Below are 19,115 nucleotides of genomic sequence, written 5' to 3'. Positions count from 1 at the left end.
AAATATCTCTTGTTTGATTTTGCGAACAAAATCGTTTTACTCACTCGTTGTTCAGTTTTCAAAGATCAAACCTACATTATGTCTTACTTTGTTTCACCACCGCATCTCAGCGGCGACTTGATTAATATAACACACATTCGAAATTTAAGTCAACACTTTTTTTGAAAATTAATTTTAATTTCATTTAAAAGTTGTTCTCACAAAAAATCCCCGGCCTTTAAGAGCCGAGAACTAATGTATCACATTTTTGAATTCGCCGTCAACTATATATTAAAATTAGAAACAATAACATTTAAGTTTTCATATGGCCTGTCCGAATAATATTATTTTCAATCCCAGTAAAAGAACAATTCCAGGCAAACCTAATATCGTTACCGCCCCCATTGTCACTGGATTAATCGGAATGTACACCTGCGTAATCCACCCTGAATAATTGATAACATACAATGCGATGGCTGCCAGGCCCATATGTGCCCCGAATACTACAAGCCAGCCGATACCCAAACGTTTTTTTATGATTAGAAATAGTAACATCCCGACACAGGCAATTAAAACAAGCCAGACTGCCCCTTTCATTCAGCTCTCCGTTTGTGAACACGATCCGTATCATTGACATATCCAGGTTCATCCGCGGGCAGATGGAAACGATGTAGGCCTTGCTGCTTCGCACTTTTTAAATGTATCTGATATTTACGTTCTGCAGCTTCTAGAACAAATATAGCGTAGTCGATCTCATCTTTACCCGTAGCTTCATGAAATAAACGATGCGCTCTTAACCATTCCGCATGCGAAGCCCGAATCTGGGCAAACAGTTCCTGCCGATACTCCGCTTCTGATTTGCCATTCTCCTGACGACGGAAATTTTGTTTCATCCGTTCCCACATCCGTTCATCCTCCTTACAAGCTGAATTATGTGCACAGTCTGCAAGACTACCTTATTCATACTTATTGAACAAAGGACAAACTTAGAACTAGGAACGGATCTATACTGCCATCTATCGCCAAAATAAAAAAGGAGCCGTAGCGGCTCCCCCAAGTGAGTCGAGAATGCCAAAGGACATTTCAGACTCCCTATTTATAACGTATAAATACACCTATTAATTGAGCTCTCTACGGCCTTCCAACGCTTTGGACAAGGTAACCTCGTCGGCATACTCCAAATCTCCACCCACTGGCAATCCGTGAGCAATACGAGTAACCTTGATTTCAAAAGGACGCACTAACCGAGAAATGTACATGGCCGTGGCCTCTCCTTCAATGTTCGGGTTCGTAGCTAAAATCAGCTCCTTGACGCGTTCATCACTGAGTCTATTCAGCAATTCCTTGAGTTTGATATCCTCAGGACCAATTCCCTCCATAGGAGATATCGCCCCGTGAAGCACATGGTAAAAACCATTAAACTCTTTGGTACGCTCCATAGCCACCAAATCCTTGGAATCCTGAACAACACAAATGACGGAAGTATCCCTTGTCTTATCCTGACAGATCCGACATGGGTCTGTGTCCGTAATGTTGCCGCAGACTGAACAGAAGTGAAGGTTACGTTTCACATTGACCAGCGCTTTGGCAAAGTCAATCACATCATCTTCCTTCATTTTCAGTACGTGAAAAGCCAACCGGGCAGCCGTCTTTGGCCCTACTCCCGGCAGGCGCGTAAAAGCGTCAATTAGCTTTGCAATCGGCTCCGGATAATACAATAGCGTGTTTCTCCTTTATGCAGCAGACTAGAACAAGCCCGGAATTTTCATGCCGCCTGTAAATTTACCCATATCATCATTAGCCAGTTCATCTGCTTTGGACAAAGCATCATTGACTGCAGTCAGCACAAGATCTTGCAACATTTCTACATCATCAGGATCTACAGCTTCCGGTTTGATCGTGATGGACAACACTTTTTTATGTCCATTTACCTCCACCGTCACAACACCGCCGCCAGAAGTTCCTTCGATTACTTTTCCGCCAAGTTCCTCCTGGGCTTTCAGCATTTGTTCCTGCATTTTTTTCACTTGCTTCATCATTTGGTTCATATTGTTCATTTCAATCATCTCCTTTAATGAAGTATACATCTAGACACTTGCTTTAATCTTTAATAACTACCAAATCTTCCCCAAAAAGTTGAATAGCTTCATCAATCCAGGGCTCCTTGGACTTTCCCGGCGCATCATGCTCCGGCTCTAGTTGCAATTCTTCGGCAGGCTGGTCGGAAACTCCTTCAATGGCAGCATTCCAATCCTTTTGCATCATCGTTACTAAACGATAAGGATGACCCAACTGCTCATGCAATACCTTCTCGATGACCTGCTTATTGGCAGGCTTTTCGGTAGTTTCACGATGAATATTGTTCTTAAATGCGACCAGTACACTGTCCTCTAACACAGAAACTGGCTCACCGTCCATAAACCAGGCATGAACCGTAACTTTCGCCTCTTTTACCCCTTGCAAAATCTGACTCCACTTACGCCCCGCTGCCGCGAATGCTTCGCTCGACTTCTCAGCGATATAGCGATCCAACTGGGAAGGGAGTTTGGCTGGTGCTGAAATCCGCGGAGCAGGGGCACGCCCCCCGGAAGCCTGACGGCCACCCGACGATGCCTCCTGCCCCCCTCCCACGGCCAATCCACCTTGCAGCGCGCGTTCCAGTTTCTTTTCCAGTTCAGCAAGCTGGCGCTTCAACATTACGACATCTTCCTGGTCAGCTGCAGCGTCAGAGCGTTGTGCGGTCGGCTGAGCAACAGCAGCTGCTTCCCCCGGAATACTACATAGCTTCAATAGAGCTACCTCAAACAAGGTTTGGGGCTGTACGGCATATTTCATCTCGCTCTGGTAACGATTAAGGGTGTCAATCATTGCAAAGAGTTGCTCCTTGGTAAAAGCATCTGCCACTTCCTTAAATCGCTCTGGATCCAGCACTCGCTCCGTCATTTTGGTCGCCTGAGGCACCATCTTGATCATTAGCAGATCTCGGAAATAGTACAGAAGATTCTCCATGCACTTATCTGCACTTTTACCTTCCTGCATAAAGCTCTCGATCATTTGGAGCACCGTGCCCACATCTTCTTTCAGCAATGCTAAGGCAAGCTTACCGAATTGCTCGGACGCAATACCTCCCGTCATGTCCAGCACCTGCTGATAAGTAACCCGACCATCTGTAAACGAGGATATCTGATCCAAAACACTAACCGCATCTCGCATCCCGCCATCTGAAAGACGGGCAATGTACTGCAGTGCATCCGAATCAGCCTGTATGTTCTCCTGTTGACATATCAGGTCAAGCCGCTCTGTCTGTTCTTCCAGCGATACACGGCGGAAGTCAAACCGCTGGCAACGCGAAATAATGGTAGCCGGAATCCGATGTGGTTCAGTCGTAGCCAATATGAACATCACGTGTGGCGGCGGCTCTTCCAGCGTCTTGAGCAGCGCATTGAACGCTTCCGTCGTCAGCATGTGCACTTCATCAATGATATAAACCTTGTGCCGCACTTCTGTGGGCGCATATTTGACTTTATCGCGCAAATCACGAATCTCTTCAACGCCCCGGTTGGAGGCTGCATCAATCTCCTGTACATCCATGACCGCTCCGGCCGTGATCCGTTTACAGGCTTCGCATTCGTTGCAAGGTTCCGGCGCAGGTCCATGCTCACAGTTGATTGCCTTGGCCAAAATTTTGGCCGCACTCGTCTTACCTGTTCCTCGTGGACCGCTGAACAGGTAGGCATGGGACGTGCGATTTTCGCGGATGGCATTCTGCAATGTCTGGATAATATGCTGTTGTCCTACCATGTCCTTGAAAGCCTGCGGCCGCCAAGCACGGTACAACGCTATATGTTCCAATGCGCGTTACCCTCTTTCCCATTCACTTTCATGACCATTCATGGTCACTTCATTATACTATACTCCCGTCCGAATCTAAACCAGACACCTTCCAATTTATAAAACACAAAAAAACATCTTCGCAATGATTGCCAAGATGTTCTAATTACCAATATATACCGTGCACCTGTTATTGATCGTTGTGATCCGAGCGGCAATCCTGAACAGCAACTCGGGCTAGGCAACCCTCCGGCACAAGAGTGGGCCTGCTTATGGCTGCTTCCTTCCGGACCTGACCAGGTTCACAAGTACTCATTGCGGAGGACCCAGCCGTCAACATTGTGCGCAGGGACCAGCCTCACATCAACAACACCTCTAACAGGAATTCAACCTCGCTATAGCGGATTGCGAGTTACAGGGCACCGCTACCTCCCCATCTAGCACGGTGAAAATAAGTATATCTTAAGGCCGCATAAAAAGCAAATACACATTATTACAAAAAGAGCCCTCTGCAGTCGCAGAAGGCTCTAATAACTTTATAACTTGCGGTAATCCATTAGATACCGTATTTCTTTTTGAAACGATCCACGCGTCCACCAGCATCAATAAATTTCTGCTTGCCTGTGAAGAACGGGTGGCAGGCGGAGCAAATCTCCACACGCAGAGATCCTTTCACAGAACCAGTTTCAAACGAATTTCCGCAAGCACAAGTGACAGTAGTTACGTTAAATGTTGGTTGAATAGCTTGTTGCATTGAACTTTCACCTCTTTCCGCCCTGAACGTCCTATCAGTCCAGAGTTGTATGAACACATGTTCACATTATAGCACTTGAATATGAGCGTTTCAACAACTCTTTTCTGCATTCAGAAACAGCGCAAAACAGGTGTATTTCAATTGCTGTGTGACCGTTTTAGGCCTTGGCAAATTTAGGACGTGCCTGCCCTTGCGGCGGTACATGAGTGTATGAACCGATGACTACATCCGGCAGTTCCTCACGATAAATCTCAAGCATTTGCTTCATGCCAAGGATCTCACCTTGTGCAGGTGGAATCAATTCCAGATAGCTTTCAGGATCGATGTTCAAATTACGCATTTGAATCAGCCTGAGCTTAGTTCGTTTGGCAAATTCAATCATTGCCTCAATTTCTTCTTCTCGGTCAGTTACACCCGGAAAAATCAAATAATTAATCGACGTATATACACCCTGCTCAGAAGCATAACGAAGTGATTTTTCCACATTAGCCAACGTGTAACCGCGCGGCTTGTAATACGCATTGTAATGATCGTCCAGTGCACTAATGGTACTAACGCGCATCAGATCAAGACCCGCATCCACGATTCCCCGGATATGATCGCTCAATCCCGCATTCGTATTGATATTGATGTATCCCATATCGGTAATGGAACGCACCTCTTTGATCGAATCAATAATCAGTTTGGCTTGTGTGGAAGGCTCACCTTCGCAACCTTGACCAAAACTAATGATGGATTCCGGTGTCTTCAAATGTTCCAGCATAACTTCTACAATTTCTTCGACGCGAGGACGGAAGTTCATTCTTGTCTGCGGAGATACGAAGCCACTGTCATCTGGCTGTTCAGATATACACCCAAAGCAACCCGCATTACAAGAATAAGATACCGGAACTCCCCCCTCCCAGCGATTCAGGAATGTGTTCGAGGAAGTAAGACATTCGTAGCCAAGCGCACAGTTAGACAAATGTTGGTACAGCCGATTTTCGGGATATTGCTCCGTCATCCGCTGAACACCCAATTTAACTTGATGGCGGTCACAGTTTTCCGGATTCCACTTGGACGGACTGTCACTCTGCTCAGCCGTTACATAAAATGCTCCGTCTTTCCAGACTACGGCCGAATAACCGAACAAGGGAAGCTTGTACTCCTTATCGGTCTTCACATATCCCGGCAGGCACAAGCGTGTAAAACCTTGCGGCAATAAAGCCCCTACTGCTTGCATATCTCCGGGAAGAGAAACCATTTCCCCTGTTTCAGGGTTCATACCGACCGGGCGAGTGCTGGGCAGGCTTACCAATGTAGCTCCTTCCGGTAACGGAATAAGCTCATCCTCCATGATTTCAACAATCATGTCTGCACTACGTGCAAGCCCATACAAAGAAGCATGATCATATACATTGCCTTTTTCGTCGGCATACACCAAATACATTTTGGAGCTCCTTTCGCTCCGTTAAGCCTACGCCATTAACAAAATGAATGATAACGACTGTGTACTTACGGAACAGATAAAATACATGAATGGGTTTTAGTTGGTTGAGGCCGGGACTGAGGCTGTGGTAGAACGCGTAGTTCTCCGTTGTTGCCCACCAGAACTGCTTTGCGAGCCACCAGAAGAAGGTGCCGCCAAATCAAACGAAGCCAGAAATTCAGCATTAGTCTTGCTATTACGCAGCTTTTTGAGGAAGCCTTCCACAAAATCATGGCTTTCCGTCATATTTTTACGAATGGCCCAGATCGTATCCAATTCTTCCTTGTTCAACAACACTTCCTCACGGCGTGTGCCGGAACGACGAATATCAATCGCAGGGAAGATACGACGTTCTGCCAGCTTGCGGTCCAAATGCAACTCCATGTTGCCTGTACCTTTAAACTCTTCATAAATGATATCGTCCATGCGTGATCCTGTATCAATCAGCGCTGTAGCAAGAATCGTCAAGCTACCGCCTTCCTCCACATTCCGAGCCGCACCAAAAAAGCGTTTTGGACGGTGAAATGCCGCCGGATCAATACCCCCACTCAAAGTACGACCAGAAGGAGGAATAACGAGATTGTACGCACGAGCCAAACGCGTGATGCTATCCAACAGGATGACAACATCCTTTTTATGTTCTACGAGACGTAGCGCACGCTCCAACACGAGTTCTGCCACTTTGATGTGATTTTCAGGAAGTTCGTCAAATGTAGAGGCCACAACTTCACCTTTAACAGAACGCTGCATGTCGGTCACTTCTTCAGGGCGTTCATCAATCAACAAGACAAAAAGCTCGATCTCGGGATTGTTGGTAGAAATGCTATTGGCAATTTCTTTGAGGAGAAGCGTCTTCCCAGCTTTGGGAGGTGCTACAATGAGTCCGCGCTGTCCAAGTCCGACAGGGGCCAGTACATCCATAATTCTCGTAGACAAATGGTTGGGGGAAGTTTCAAGGACTAATTTGGTTTGCGGATACAGTGGAGTCAGTGCAGGAAAGTGTAGCCGCTCAGCAGCTTGCTCAGGACTTCTTCCATTGACGGCGTTAACTTGAAGCAATCCAAAATATCGTTCATTCTCTTTTGGCGTTCGGCACTTACCGGAAACAAGATCGCCTGTTCTCAAGTCAAACTTGCGGATTTGTGAAGCAGAGATGTAAATATCTTCGGTACTCGGGAGATAATTGATCGGCCTCAGAAAGCCGTAACCTTCAGGAAGGATTTCCAGAACCCCTTGCATAAACATCAATCCGCTCTTCTCAGCTTGTGCACGCAGGATAGCGAAAATTAGTTCTTTCTTCTTGAGCGTTCCGTAGTACGGGATCTGGTATTGCTTGGCCAGCTTGTACAGGTCGGTCAGCTTCATTTCTTCCAGATCGGAAATTTGCAGATCCATATAATAACCACCTATTCAATTATTAAGTCCATTCATACATCTAAATGATAGACAATGATATCATAAACACCATTAACATAATTTTAACCAAAACAAATAAAGTTATGCAGCCATCTGCCTGGATTATACCGAATTATTCCGGTTTTCCGATAATTGATTGTTAGGTATGAACCACAATCTTTTATCAAGCAGCGGCTGCACAGGTGTTGCCCGTTCTATCGCTTTCGTTCCAGGAGTTCGAAAAAATTGCACGGCTTAATTATTCAGTCTGCCGCCATACATCCGCGCCCAAAAGACGCAGGTTAGAGACAAGGTGATCATAACCACGGTCAATGTACTCGACACCCGTCACCTCGGTTACGCCTTCGCTTACTGTAAGTCCAGCAATGACAAGGGCCGCTCCGGCGCGCAGATCTGCCGCTTTTACTTTAGCTGCATTCAATCGACCACCCTCTATAATGGCAGACCGACCCTCTACGCGAATTTTAGCCCCCATACGCACCAGCTCAGGGACGTGCTTAAAACGACTGCTGTACACAAAATCGCTCAATACACTGACACCCTGCGCTTGGGTAAGCAAGCTGGTCATGGGAGATTGTAAATCTGTGGCGAATCCGGGGTATATCAAGGCTTTAACGTCGACATGTTCATAAGAAGGTGCACCCAGTACGCGAATACTTTCATCATATTCCTCGATACCGATGCCCATTTCCTGCATTTTTGCAGTGAGAGCCTCCATATGTTTGGGGATTACGTTGTCAATCAATACATTTCCACGGGTTGCCGCAGCAGCAATCATGTATGTGCCCGCTTGTATACGGTCAGGTATAATGGAATGACGGCAGCCATGTAGCTCCGACACACCTTCAATTCGAATCGTCTCCGTACCGGCGCCTTTAATAATGGCCCCCATAGAGTTTAAAAGGGTTGCTACATCTATAATCTCAGGCTCTTTAGCCGCATTTTCGATAATTGTGGCGCCTTTGGCACGTGCTGCCGCCAGCATAATATTAATGGTAGCGCCTACGCTGCTAACATCCAAGTAAATCTTGGTTCCGCGCAGTTCTTTGGCGTGCAAATGAATAGCGCCGTGCTCGTTCGTAACCGTGGCACCCAGCGCTTCAAAACCTTTGATATGCTGATCAATGGGCCGGGGTTCGAAATTGCACCCTCCTGGCAAACCGATGATCGCTTCCTTGAATCTGCCCAGCATGGCTCCCATCATATAATAAGAGGCTCGTAATTTCTTAACAGGCCCATTCGGCATAGGAATGGATTTAATAGAGGATGGATCTATTTTCATCTGGCTACCTTCCCAGGCAACCGTTGCACCAAGTTCCTCCAGTATTTCGGAATACACCGCCACATCACTCAACAGTGGCAAATTGTCCAAAATGACTTCCGACTCTGCCAGAATGGCTGCGGGAATCAAGGCGATGGCACTGTTTTTGGCACCGCTGATGGAAACTGTACCTTGAAGCGGCCGTCCACCGGTGATCATCAATTTTTCCATAAGCTTGAGGGTCCCCCTACGTGTTTTGCAGTCGGTCAAACAATAATCTCAAATCAAAACTTATACTTTTTTAGTGGTGAAAATGGAAAGACACCGGCTAAGCGGTGTGCTTTCCATACCAAACTATTCAACTGTACAGATTTAAGTATTTTGTGCAGCAGAACTAGCTACAACTAAGAAATACATCTAGCCTGTGCAGACGCACGACCAGTTTGATTCATTATTACGCTTTGTTGTTGGAACCGAACTCACGAATTTTACCGATAACGGTTTGTTTAATCGCTTCACGACCTGGAGCGATGAATGTACGTGGGTCATAAGCATCCGGTTTCTCAGCAAGCACTTCACGAACCACTTTCGCAAATACGATTTGATTCTCAGTGTTTACATTGATTTTGGAAGTTCCCAGGGAGATTGCTTTTTTAATGTCATGTGTTGGGATACCAGTACCACCATGCAGAACGAGTGGAAGTTTGATTGCATTGCAGATCTCTTCCATTTCTTTGAATCCGAGGTTTGGCTCGCCTTTGTATGGTCCGTGTACGGAACCCAGTGCAGGTGCCAGTGTATCGATACCTGTTTCGTTAACGATACGCAGACAGTCGTCCAACTTAGCGTACATTACGTCGCCGACAACATCATCCTCTTGACCGCCAACCATTCCAACTTCAGCTTCAACAGAAACGCCTTTGGAATGAGCATATTCAACCACTTTTTTCGTTGTAGCAATGTTTGTGTCGATTGGGCTGTGGGAATCGTCGATCATAACGGATGTGAAACCAGCGTCGATAGCTTCTTTACATTTCTCAAAGCTGGAACCGTGGTCCAAATGGATCGCAACCGGAACGGTGATTTTCATGTCATGAATAAGACCTTCTACCATTTTAACTACAGTGTAGAATCCGCCCATGTGACGTGCTGCGCCTTCAGAAACACCCAAGATTACTGGGGATTTTTCTTCTTCAGCAGCGCCCAAAATAGCTTGAGTCCACTCCAGGTTATTAATGTTGTATTGACCTACTGCATATTTTCCTTCGAGTGCTTTGTTCAACATGTCTTTCATAGATACCAATGGCATGGTTACAGTCCTCCTAAAGGTGTTTGGGTTTTGTCTATATTTTAGCCGACATCACATACGGGCTTATTATACCACAACCCATGTTAAATACTAAACAAGCTTTTGCATATCAACACATACAAAAATCACGCTCAGGACGCCGTTTTTCGATAGAATTGTATAAGGAGAGGATTTACTTTCAGTATTTCCCATAATCACAAACAAAAAACCCTGTTGTGTTAACAGAGTTCTCAACCACCGTGACTCACCTAGTCACCTCTGAGTTGTTTGTTCACAGCGATCCGCATTTCGTCAATATCAAAGGGCTTGGTAAAATGCATTAGCGCACCTAGCTCCGTCGCCTCTTTAATCATGTCCAGTTCTCCATATGCTGTCATCATAATAACCTTGATATCGGGATTCATGGTTTTTAGATGTTTCAGAATTTCGAGTCCGTCCATACCCGGAATTTTCATATCGAGCAGAACCAGATCAGGTGGTTCCTTCTCAACAATTTCAAGTGCAATTTTCCCGTTCGCCGCCTGAAAGGTCTCATAACCCTCACTTCCGAACACTTCCATCAGTAAAATCCGTATTCCATTCTGGTCATCGACGATTAATACTTTCTTCTTTTCCAATGTTTTAACCTCCTAAGATCTTAAAACGAGGATCATGCAGCTATTGCCATAACAGCGTCCGATGACGTACAATATCCGTCCCATACCTAAAACTATATTCGCTCCTGCAAAAAGAAAATCCTTCTCTAATACATAATTGTGGAATATTCTTTCATAATCAGGAAGCATGGGATAAAAAAAGACCTCCCGTAGGAGGTCTTTCAAGCCGTAGCATTAACCTTGAAGCTGCAATGCTGCCTTTACAAATTCACGGAACAAAGGCTGCGGACGATTCGGACGGGAAGTAAATTCCGGGTGGAATTGTACCGCCAGGAACCACGGATGCTCAGGAAGCTCCACGATTTCCACCAAGCGCCCATCCGGTGAAGTACCGGAAATACGAAGACCCGCTTTTTCAATAACTTCACGATATTCGTTATTGAATTCGTACCGATGACGGTGTCTTTCGTACACCAGCTCGTCGTTGTAGCAAACAGAAGCCAGGGAGCCTTCCACCAGTTTGCATGGATACAAGCCAAGACGCATCGTACCGCCCAGATCTTCGATGTCTTTTTGGTCGGGAAGCAAGTCAATGACAGGATAATCCGTTGCCGGATTAATTTCCGAGCTGTTGGCTCCTTCGAGACCAGCCAGGGAACGTGCAACCTCAATGACAGATACCTGCATACCCAGACAAATACCGAAGAACGGAATTTTTTGCTCCCGTGCATAACGGATAGTACTAATTTTGCCTTCAATTCCGCGATCGCCGAAGCCACCTGGTACGAGAATGCCGCCAATGCCGCCCAGCATGTCAGCTACGTTCTCGTCCGTCACTTCTTCAGCATTCACCCAACGGATTTTTACGTCTGCATTCGCATCAAATCCAGCGTGCGAAAGTGATTCAACCACACTTAAATAAGCATCATGTAATGCAACATATTTACCAACAATAGCAATTTCAACCGTTTTATCCAGCTTGCTGATTCGATCAACTAACCCTTCCCATTCGGTCATATCTGGTGCAGGTGTTGTCAGCTTGAGATGGTTAACTACGATTTCGTCCAAGCCTTCTTCACGTAGGTTCAACGGAACCTCGTAGAGGGTTGAAGCATCGCGGCATTCTACCACTGCATTCGCATCAATATCGCAGAACAATGCAATTTTAGCCTTCATATCGGAGGACAGTTCATGCTCTGTACGGCAAACAATGACATTCGGTTGGATGCCGATGCTGCGCAGTTCTTTTACACTGTGCTGGGTTGGCTTGGTTTTAACCTCACCAGCAGCTTTAATATAAGGAATGAGCGTTACGTGAATATACATCACATTTTCGCGCCCAACTTCGCTTTTGAGCTGACGAATAGCTTCCAAAAATGGCAAGCTCTCAATATCGCCCACAGTACCGCCGATTTCTGTAATAATTACGTCCGAACCCGCTTCACGGCCTGCACGGTACACGCGCTCCTTGATTTCGTTCGTAATATGAGGGATAACCTGCACCGTACCGCCCAAATATTCTCCGCGACGCTCTTTGCTGATTACGCTGGAATATACCTTGCCTGTTGTGACATTGCTGTTCTTGGACAGATTAATATCAATAAAGCGCTCATAGTGTCCCAAGTCAAGGTCCGTTTCCGCACCATCATCCGTTACAAACACTTCACCGTGCTGGTAAGGACTCATCGTACCCGGATCGACATTCAGGTAAGGGTCAAATTTTTGAATCGTTACCTTCAGTCCCCTGTTCTTCAAAAGCCTCCCCAGTGAAGCTGCCGTAATCCCTTTGCCCAAGGAAGACACAACCCCGCCTGTCACAAAAATATACTTTGTCACTGTTCAAAACCCTCCTAGATAAGATGCAAAATTCAGGCGACATTATGATGTTATCGTAACCCGTTTGCACGGATTATCATCCATGAAGAAGGCAGCGGAATCATTTTCCATGTCCGCCGCCCTTAGCCTTCTTTCATGAGTGAAAACACCCCTATAAAAAACAAAAAAGCACTCCCGTAGTACGGGGCACTTTTATAAAAAAAGCAAACATATAAGTGAATCAATCATAAGCCCAAGCAATAGTTTACCCCGTGTCCAATCCGCTGTCAAGGAAGTTATATGTGTTAATTTGTCCATTGAACCAGATTGGAGAGAATCCACCTGAAAGCTTTAAATCAGAAGAGGTTTTCAATAAAACGGTCATGAAAAAGGGGAGAACGCATCTCCCCTTGCAGCCTGTTCCTAACGAAGTGAATCGTCGTCTTCCGTCGACTCATCGTCATTTTCATCTTCTGAATCTTCCTCATCACTGAGGTCCTCGTCGTCTATAACCACGTCTTCATCACTATCATCATCATCTTCTCCGTCGAACAGCTCGTCTTCGCCGTCCTCGTCTTCGCTATCTGCATCGAAGTCGTCATCAGAGTTGTATGTTTCTTCTTCATGATAGTCATCTTCGTCGTCATCGTCTTCGTCGTTAATAATACGAGGACGCTTGGCGCCTGTCAGGGCATCTTCGGATTTATCTACCGGATACCAACGTTTCAAGCCCCACAGATTCGTACCGACACAGGCAAAACGCCCGTCAATGTTGATTTCAGTATATAGCTGAGCAATAACGTCATTAATTTCTTCGTCAGACAAGCCGCGCAATTTGGCGACTTCCTTCATCAGGTCACGGTAATAATATGGAGTATTGGCTGCTTTCAATACCATAAATGCCAAGTCCACCATTGGAGTCTCGTGGACTTTCTCCGGGTCAATCTTCAAGTTGAGTGGGGTACTCACCTAGGGACACTTCCTCTCACACGTAATTCACAAGAACATGTTTCAGAGCATACACGATACATGCAATACTAACATATCCATTATCAAAACTAAGTAAAACCTATTTGGAAGCAAATTGCAAGTTAAAGATGGGTATCGTCATAATTTCCAGGAATATCCCCCTAAACAAGACGGCACACGTAAAAAGACGGGGTCCCCCCCGTCTTCGACTGTACCCGCTTCGGGAGAACCCCCAAAGTTGTTGCACAAGAGCTTATGCCCTCCATGTATCGTATGTGTCCACATCCACTTTGACACGACAAGCAGGCCTATTTACTTAAAAAAGGGGCAGGTTTCCCATGCCGCAGCTGACGCTTGCTCATACTATACCTCAGCATGGCTCATCGGAGGGGGACCGTCTCAAATGGACTATCCGGATTTTTTGCAGCGTTTGCATGAGGGTATTTCGGAGCCGTCCGGCAGTGGACGGAACAAACAGATTATCACGTTCGATAAGCCTCACCAATACCGGGAATGCCTGTCCTATCTCAGGAAGCTGAAACCCGAGCTTGCGGGATTACGGCAAGTACAACCGGCCAGACTAATCCGTGCTTTAATCGCTCCGCTTTCAGGGGGAGACAGGCTGGGCAAATATCACAACGGTGTTACCGTTGAAGAAGATACCCGCATGAAGGTTCACGCTGAAACTGCTCATATACCAAAAGCAGAGAAGAACCTTTCCATGCCATGGGGAGTCAAACAGGTACGTGCATACAAGGCTTGGCCTTCCTCGACAGGGAATCGGGTCAGAATCGGTGTGATCGACACAGGAGCGGATTTTCAACATCCTGATCTTCGCCACTCTCTCGCCAGAGGTATTAATTTGCTTAACCGAACCATGCTACCCTATGACGATAATGGCCATGGTACTCATATTGCTGGAACTATCGCGGCGTCCAACTATGATGAAGGTATGGTGGGCGTAGCACCACGAGCTTTAATTCATCCCGTAAAAGCATTTGATCATAATGGAGCCGCCTACGTCTCCGATATCATTCTTGGTATCGACTGGTGTGTATTAAATCGTGTCGATATCATCAATATGAGTTTTGGTATGAAGTCGCGCAGCAAGGCATTACTTGATATGGTGAATAAGGCATATCATAACGGCATCGTCGTTGTAGCGTCCTCGGGAAACGAGGGCAAGCGCCGAAGTATTGACTACCCAGCCCGCTATTCCCAGACGATCTCAGTGGGGGCTACGGACAAATACAGACGCATTGCACCTTTCAGCAACCGAGGGCAATTTGTAGATGTATACGCACCTGGCGAAAAGATCACATCCTCCTGGATCCATGGCAAGCATCACGAAATGAGTGGTACCTCTATGGCTACTTCCCATGTGACCGGAAGCATCGCACTTCTCCTTTCACTGAGGCCGGAACTGGGGCCTGGAGAAATCAAGGCGTTGCTTAAGCGTACCGCCACACCACTACGCCTGCGCAAAAGCGCTGGACGTAGCTCTATCTCGACCAAACTTGGCGAAGTCGATGCCTTCCGGTTGATGCAGGAGGGCACAAAGTGAATGATGATGTGATGCTAAACCTCTAGTGTAGCACCCGGTTCCAGAGAATAGACTTTTCTAGCAGGACCTTCACACCCACTATTCCCTTCTCTTATCAACTCATCTCGTACCAGGTCGGTCTGCAGCTTCGGCGCATGAACGAGTACAACCTGTTTGCTAGGCAGCTCCTTCAGCATTTGCCGCACATCTGATAATCCCTGATGCACCTTGTAAATCAAATGCCGAGCTACACAGCTGTTATTTTGATCCACACGTTCCAACAGATGTTTGCCAAAAGAACCATGTGGAGCATGCCCGGTCAATATAACACTGTTGCTGATTCTTTCTCCGCTATCATTACCCTCCCCCATGTTGCGGTTATCCGATAGATACTGATAGTACCAGCGCGCCTGTGGGGAATCCATCATGCCGTCTCTTGTCATGATAATAGCCGTTGGGTTCTGTTCCAGCAGACTCACTCGTTCCGCAGCATCACGAGGCACGAAGACCCTGTCACTGTTTAGCACATGTTTTATTCGCGCTGGGGCTTCCGGACGCAGCCATTCTTTCCAGCGGTTTAACTGTTTCAATCCCTGCCATATGTCGTGCTCTACAATCATTGCCTGTTCAGGGAATTGCTCGCTAGCCCATACGATCATGTCCTGTCCTCTGCCAAAGGCAGGCACCGGCAACAACACATGGCCACCAGACCATAATATCCGCTCCATCTCGACCCTCAGCCGCTCCAGCTTAACAGGCTGCGGGTCTATATCCATGCCATACGCATTGTCCATAATGGATATGTCCGCTAGATTGGGCTCTGACTTCCATTCAGACAGGTCATGCGGCCCCTCCCCAATACCCAAGTCTGGCGCATCGGCTGCAAGAAGCTCAGATTCGCGGCTGTAATCTCCAGAAAAAAACAACCGCTTCCCTTCCATTTCTACCACATACCATACTGCACCAGCCAAATGTCCACTGCGTCCCCACATGATTCTCATACACGGACAAGCCTCAACCCACTCTCCTGGTGGCGCCTCATCTTCGAGATAGCGATAAGCAATGGATTGGATGTTCTGTTCGTCGTATGGCAGTTCTGCTCCTCTTGATTCAACATAAGTATGCCAGGAGCGAAAATAGGAGCCTAACTGCTCAGCAGTGGCCTTGGTCGTCCAGACCTCCCCCTGGTATCCATACTTGTACAGTAGGGGGAGTGCCATGGAATGATCCTCATGTGCATGAGACAGCAATACAGTGGTCAGTCTCTCCGCCTCCTGCGGTGGGAAAACCGGGTATTGTCCGGTTCCTTCCTTTTTCACGCCACAATCCAGCATGACGCGATGCTGTTTTCCTTCAAAAACATAGCAGGAACGGCCATGTTCGCCCGCCCCTCCCCAAATCCTAAGCTTGGTCATGATTATTTCCACTTTCTTCGCGAGTTTAAGCTTTCCATTAAGATCAGTAACAACGTGGTCATTCCGACCGATATGACAGCCATCGCCATCCCAAGCGACACCTGTCCCTGTTCAAATTGTGCAAATATGTAGGTTGCTGACGTCTGAACGGATGGTGGCAAAATCAGTAATGATCCTACCAATTCGCGTGAAGCAATGCTAAATGTCATCATCCAACCAGCGAGCATTCCCGGTACAATCAGCGGCAGTACAATCCGGCGGAATATATAAGACGGTCGCCCGCCAAATACCTGCCCCGCCTGAAAAAGCCCAGCGTCCACCTGTGTAAAGGCGCTTTTGACATACTGCACAGTATAAGGAACAAACAAGATAACATACGTCAGAATGACCATGCCGTATGTGTTATACAATGGAATCGGCATCCATGGTGAGTTCCACCACAAAATCAGGCCCACCACCATAACAATTCCCGGCACCGTATTCGGAAGCAAACTAAATGCATCAACCGTCCGTTGGATTCTTGTGCGTGAGCCGCCAATGACAAGTGCAAACCAAGTGCCCAGCACCACAGCAAGCGTCGATGCGCCCAAAGAGAGAAATACGCTGTTCAGGAGCGCCTCCATACTCTCTGATCCCCAAGACAGCAGTTCCTTGTAAGAGTCGAGCGTCAAATTATCCCAGGCAAGTCCCATTCCCCTCAGCTTCATCGTCGAGGCTGAAAGAATTGAAAAATAAGGAATGCCAATGGACGCAATGAGCAACAATAGAATGAATGCAACACTCAGCCCCGTAGTCCAACCGGATATACGAAGACGGGACGGACGCGAACCTTTACCACCTACCAGCCTATACGTAAACTTCCGGTTGATCACCGACTGCGCATACCACATGAGCAGGCAGGCGGTTAACAGCACCGAGGCCATCGACGTCGCTTTGCTAAAATCTATGGGCCAGCTAGAAATGTATTTGTGGATTTCTGAAGTCATGACCTCATACCCGATACGTCGCCCAAAGGTAGCGGGGGTGCCAAACTCGGCAATCGTTTTAACGAAAATGAGCAGCGCGCCCATTCCGTAAGCCGAAAGCAGCAGCGGTAAAATGATTCGACGGAATCTGTACAGAAAGCCGCCGCCCATTACGGCACCCGCCTCCTCCAGACTCCCGCCAATCCTCACCAGCGCCCCGCGCAGCAGCAGGTACAGGAATGGAAATAGATGTAGGCTCATGATCATCACCATGCCACCAAGGCTAAAGAAGGATGGCGTTAAGAAATACAGGTCCGGGAACAACTGCTCCAGATATCCGTTTTTTTGCATAAACAGAATCCAGCCCATGGACCCGATATAGGGCGGGGTCATAAACGGAATTAGCAGCACGACATCCAACCAGCGCCAGTGCGCAAGACGAGTGTTGGACATGATCCAGGCTAGCGGAAGTGCAAGTACCGTTGTTCCTGCAATCACACAGATACCTAGCCAAATCGAGCTGAATAGCACTCCCGCAAATGGTGAAGCAGCTAACGTTCGAAAAGGTGCATCCCACTGAAATTCTTCATCAACATACACACTTTGGATAAAGATTTGCAGCAACGGCATCACAATCAAGAAAAGAAGCGCGATCAGAGCCAGCGTCAGACACCACGCTCTGATGTGTTTAACGGATAAGCCTCCCATCGGCTTATTTGAACATTTGCGTGAACTTCTCTGTCACGTCTGATCCATGTTCGCCCATCCATTCCCAATTGGTCTTCAGCAATGGGATCTCGTCCAGATTGGCACGCTTGTCAGCTTTGATATCCGTGCGGCCCGGGAGTAAGGAGGCATCCGCTACTAGTTTCTGTGCGTCGTCCGACAACAGATAGTCAATAAATGCCTTGGCATTCTGCTCATGCTGCGTTGACTTGAGAATTGCAGCAGGACGTGGGCTGATGACGGTTCCCTCTGTTGGATAGACGATGTCAATCGGCTCGCCTTTGGCTTTAGCCTTGTAGGTCATGTAATCGACCGCAGCAACGACTATACCTTTAGCTCCGGTAATCACGGGGTCCAGCGCTTCCTGATTGGCACCAGCCATGGCCACACCGTTTGCCTTGTACTGCTCAAACAACGTCCAGCCTCCATCGCCCTTGGCGCTCAGATAGCCTGTCATAAAGTCCAATGCTGAGCCGGACAGTGATGGGTCGGGGATGTTAACCTGATCCTTGTACTCAGGCTTCGCTAAATCGGCCCATGAAGTTGGTGGTGTTTTCACCAGCTTTGTGTTATACGCAATGCCCAGAGCAGAAGCACTGGTACTGAAGTAGTTGCCCTCCTTATCGGACCAGTCTGGATTTAGCTTGTCCGCGTTTTTGGCATCCGGGTAAGGCAGTGTTAGTCCTTCCTTTTTCAAGCCTTGTACAGACGGAAGCGATGCCAGCACAACCACGTCCGCTACCGGATTCGTCTTCTCGGCTTCCATACGGGCCAAAATTTTTCCTGTCGTTCCCTGAAACAACTCTACCTTCACTCCGCTCTGCGCCTCATATCCTGCTATCAGCTTTTTCGCCAGTCCATCCGGGCCTGCGCTGTAGACCACCAACTTCTGATCGGTGGATGCCGCCTCCGCTTGTCCTGCTGATCCATTAGCTGGCGCCCCATCCTTGGTTGGCGTTGCTGTTCCGCAACCCGCCACAGCGAGTCCAAAAGTCAAGGTTAATGCGAGCATCGTCCCTTTTTTCCATCCTGTACGAAAAACATGCCTATTCATCATCTTATATATAC

The 19,115-nt window shown here is 47.3% G+C and carries 17 protein-coding genes and 1 other RNA gene; 1 reads left to right on the top strand and 17 read right to left on the bottom strand.

Features of this window, described 5'->3' with window-relative positions:
• Nucleotides 1-300: 300 nt before the first annotated feature.
• The 14 genes from G9G53_RS23230 to rpoE all read right to left on the bottom strand — a co-directional run bounded on the left by G9G53_RS23230 (nt 301) and on the right by rpoE (nt 13,398).
• On the bottom strand, nt 301-576 hold the full coding sequence (locus tag G9G53_RS23230; protein WP_029514883.1) for a pro-sigmaK processing inhibitor BofA family protein: 276 nt from the start codon (nt 574-576) through the stop codon (nt 301-303).
• Entirely contained in the window at nt 573-884 is a 312-nt protein-coding gene (locus G9G53_RS23225; protein WP_029514885.1) for a DUF2508 family protein, read from the bottom strand. The genes G9G53_RS23230 and G9G53_RS23225 overlap by 4 nt, the downstream gene beginning before the upstream one ends.
• A gap of 213 nt (nt 885-1,097) precedes the next feature.
• Entirely contained in the window at nt 1,098-1,697 is a 600-nt protein-coding gene (gene recR / locus G9G53_RS23220) for a recombination mediator RecR (RefSeq protein ID WP_013308227.1), read from the bottom strand.
• A 27-nt stretch (nt 1,698-1,724) separates the two neighbouring features.
• Complete coding sequence (locus G9G53_RS23215) at nt 1,725-2,036, bottom strand: YbaB/EbfC family nucleoid-associated protein (RefSeq protein ID WP_013308226.1); 312 nt, start codon at nt 2,034-2,036, stop codon at nt 1,725-1,727.
• Between the two features lie 43 nt (nt 2,037-2,079).
• On the bottom strand, nt 2,080-3,831 hold the full coding sequence (gene dnaX / locus G9G53_RS23210) for a DNA polymerase III subunit gamma/tau (protein ID WP_165150558.1): 1,752 nt from the start codon (nt 3,829-3,831) through the stop codon (nt 2,080-2,082).
• 158 nt (nt 3,832-3,989) lie between these two features.
• Nucleotides 3,990-4,256: signal recognition particle sRNA large type (gene ffs / locus G9G53_RS23205), an RNA gene on the bottom strand.
• Nucleotides 4,257-4,366: 110 nt separating this feature from the next.
• Nucleotides 4,367-4,564, bottom strand: a complete 198-nt coding sequence (gene rpmE / locus G9G53_RS23200) for a 50S ribosomal protein L31 (RefSeq protein WP_013308223.1) — start codon at nt 4,562-4,564, stop codon at nt 4,367-4,369.
• Nucleotides 4,565-4,721: 157 nt separating this feature from the next.
• Complete coding sequence (locus G9G53_RS23195; protein ID WP_029514889.1) at nt 4,722-5,993, bottom strand: radical SAM protein; 1,272 nt, start codon at nt 5,991-5,993, stop codon at nt 4,722-4,724.
• A gap of 96 nt (nt 5,994-6,089) precedes the next feature.
• Nucleotides 6,090-7,427, bottom strand: coding sequence for a transcription termination factor Rho (gene rho, locus G9G53_RS23190; protein WP_029514891.1), 1,338 nt, complete (start codon nt 7,425-7,427; stop codon nt 6,090-6,092).
• A gap of 259 nt (nt 7,428-7,686) precedes the next feature.
• On the bottom strand, nt 7,687-8,940 hold the full coding sequence (locus G9G53_RS23185) for a UDP-N-acetylglucosamine 1-carboxyvinyltransferase (RefSeq protein ID WP_029514892.1): 1,254 nt from the start codon (nt 8,938-8,940) through the stop codon (nt 7,687-7,689).
• A 223-nt stretch (nt 8,941-9,163) separates the two neighbouring features.
• The gene (gene fba / locus G9G53_RS23180) at nt 9,164-10,018 is read right to left on the bottom strand and encodes a class II fructose-1,6-bisphosphate aldolase (RefSeq protein WP_013308219.1); all 855 of its coding nucleotides are present in this window, start codon (nt 10,016-10,018) and stop codon (nt 9,164-9,166) included.
• 248 nt (nt 10,019-10,266) lie between these two features.
• Entirely contained in the window at nt 10,267-10,635 is a 369-nt protein-coding gene (locus G9G53_RS23175) for a response regulator (RefSeq protein WP_013308218.1), read from the bottom strand.
• A 213-nt stretch (nt 10,636-10,848) separates the two neighbouring features.
• Nucleotides 10,849-12,450: a CTP synthase gene (locus tag G9G53_RS23170; protein WP_039275105.1), complete on the bottom strand. Its 1,602-nt coding sequence runs from the start codon at nt 12,448-12,450 to the stop codon at nt 10,849-10,851.
• Between the two features lie 402 nt (nt 12,451-12,852).
• Nucleotides 12,853-13,398 (bottom strand): DNA-directed RNA polymerase subunit delta, encoded by a 546-nt coding sequence (gene rpoE, locus G9G53_RS23165; RefSeq protein WP_029514893.1) that lies wholly within the window; start codon nt 13,396-13,398, stop codon nt 12,853-12,855.
• Between the two features lie 403 nt (nt 13,399-13,801).
• On the opposite strand from rpoE, the gene G9G53_RS23160 reads away from it, so the two are divergent.
• Nucleotides 13,802-14,962 carry a S8 family peptidase gene (locus G9G53_RS23160; protein WP_029514895.1) on the top strand — a complete coding sequence of 387 codons (1,161 nt, stop codon included), beginning with the start codon at nt 13,802-13,804 and terminating at the stop codon, nt 14,960-14,962.
• Nucleotides 14,963-14,976: 14 nt separating this feature from the next.
• Here the strand turns inward: G9G53_RS23160 and G9G53_RS23155 are convergent, their stop codons facing one another.
• The 3 genes from G9G53_RS23155 to G9G53_RS23145 are packed head-to-tail and all read right to left on the bottom strand — an operon-like array spanning nt 14,977 to nt 19,104.
• The gene (locus G9G53_RS23155; protein WP_165150574.1) at nt 14,977-16,362 is read right to left on the bottom strand and encodes an MBL fold metallo-hydrolase; all 1,386 of its coding nucleotides are present in this window, start codon (nt 16,360-16,362) and stop codon (nt 14,977-14,979) included.
• Nucleotides 16,359-18,029: an ABC transporter permease gene (locus G9G53_RS23150; RefSeq protein ID WP_165150556.1), complete on the bottom strand. Its 1,671-nt coding sequence runs from the start codon at nt 18,027-18,029 to the stop codon at nt 16,359-16,361. The genes G9G53_RS23155 and G9G53_RS23150 overlap by 4 nt, the downstream gene beginning before the upstream one ends.
• A 4-nt stretch (nt 18,030-18,033) precedes the next feature.
• The gene (locus tag G9G53_RS23145; RefSeq protein WP_029514900.1) at nt 18,034-19,104 is read right to left on the bottom strand and encodes an ABC transporter substrate-binding protein; all 1,071 of its coding nucleotides are present in this window, start codon (nt 19,102-19,104) and stop codon (nt 18,034-18,036) included.
• Nucleotides 19,105-19,115 lie beyond the last annotated feature (11 nt).

Source organism: Paenibacillus sp. EKM206P (assembly GCF_011066155.1).
Taxonomy (GTDB): domain Bacteria; phylum Bacillota; class Bacilli; order Paenibacillales; family Paenibacillaceae; genus Paenibacillus; species Paenibacillus polymyxa_D.
The sequence above is the reverse complement of the archived record's forward strand: the minus strand, read 5'-3'. Positions and strand labels throughout refer to the sequence as shown.

Coding starts and splice junctions, on each gene's coding strand:
- G9G53_RS23185 (WP_029514892.1), bottom strand. CDS start 8,940: ATGGAAAAATTGATGATCACCGGTGGACGGCCGCTTCAAGGTACAGTT.
- G9G53_RS23195 (WP_029514889.1), bottom strand. CDS start 5,993: ATGTATTTGGTGTATGCCGACGAAAAAGGCAATGTATATGATCATGCT.
- fba (WP_013308219.1), bottom strand. CDS start 10,018: ATGCCATTGGTATCTATGAAAGACATGTTGAACAAAGCACTCGAAGGA.
- G9G53_RS23160 (WP_029514895.1), top strand. CDS start 13,802: ATGGACTATCCGGATTTTTTGCAGCGTTTGCATGAGGGTATTTCGGAG.
- rpmE (WP_013308223.1), bottom strand. CDS start 4,564: ATGCAACAAGCTATTCAACCAACATTTAACGTAACTACTGTCACTTGT.
- G9G53_RS23215 (WP_013308226.1), bottom strand. CDS start 2,036: ATGAACAATATGAACCAAATGATGAAGCAAGTGAAAAAAATGCAGGAA.
- G9G53_RS23150 (WP_165150556.1), bottom strand. CDS start 18,029: ATGGGAGGCTTATCCGTTAAACACATCAGAGCGTGGTGTCTGACGCTG.
- G9G53_RS23230 (WP_029514883.1), bottom strand. CDS start 576: ATGAAAGGGGCAGTCTGGCTTGTTTTAATTGCCTGTGTCGGGATGTTA.
- G9G53_RS23225 (WP_029514885.1), bottom strand. CDS start 884: ATGTGGGAACGGATGAAACAAAATTTCCGTCGTCAGGAGAATGGCAAA.
- G9G53_RS23145 (WP_029514900.1), bottom strand. CDS start 19,104: ATGATGAATAGGCATGTTTTTCGTACAGGATGGAAAAAAGGGACGATG.
- rho (WP_029514891.1), bottom strand. CDS start 7,427: ATGGATCTGCAAATTTCCGATCTGGAAGAAATGAAGCTGACCGACCTG.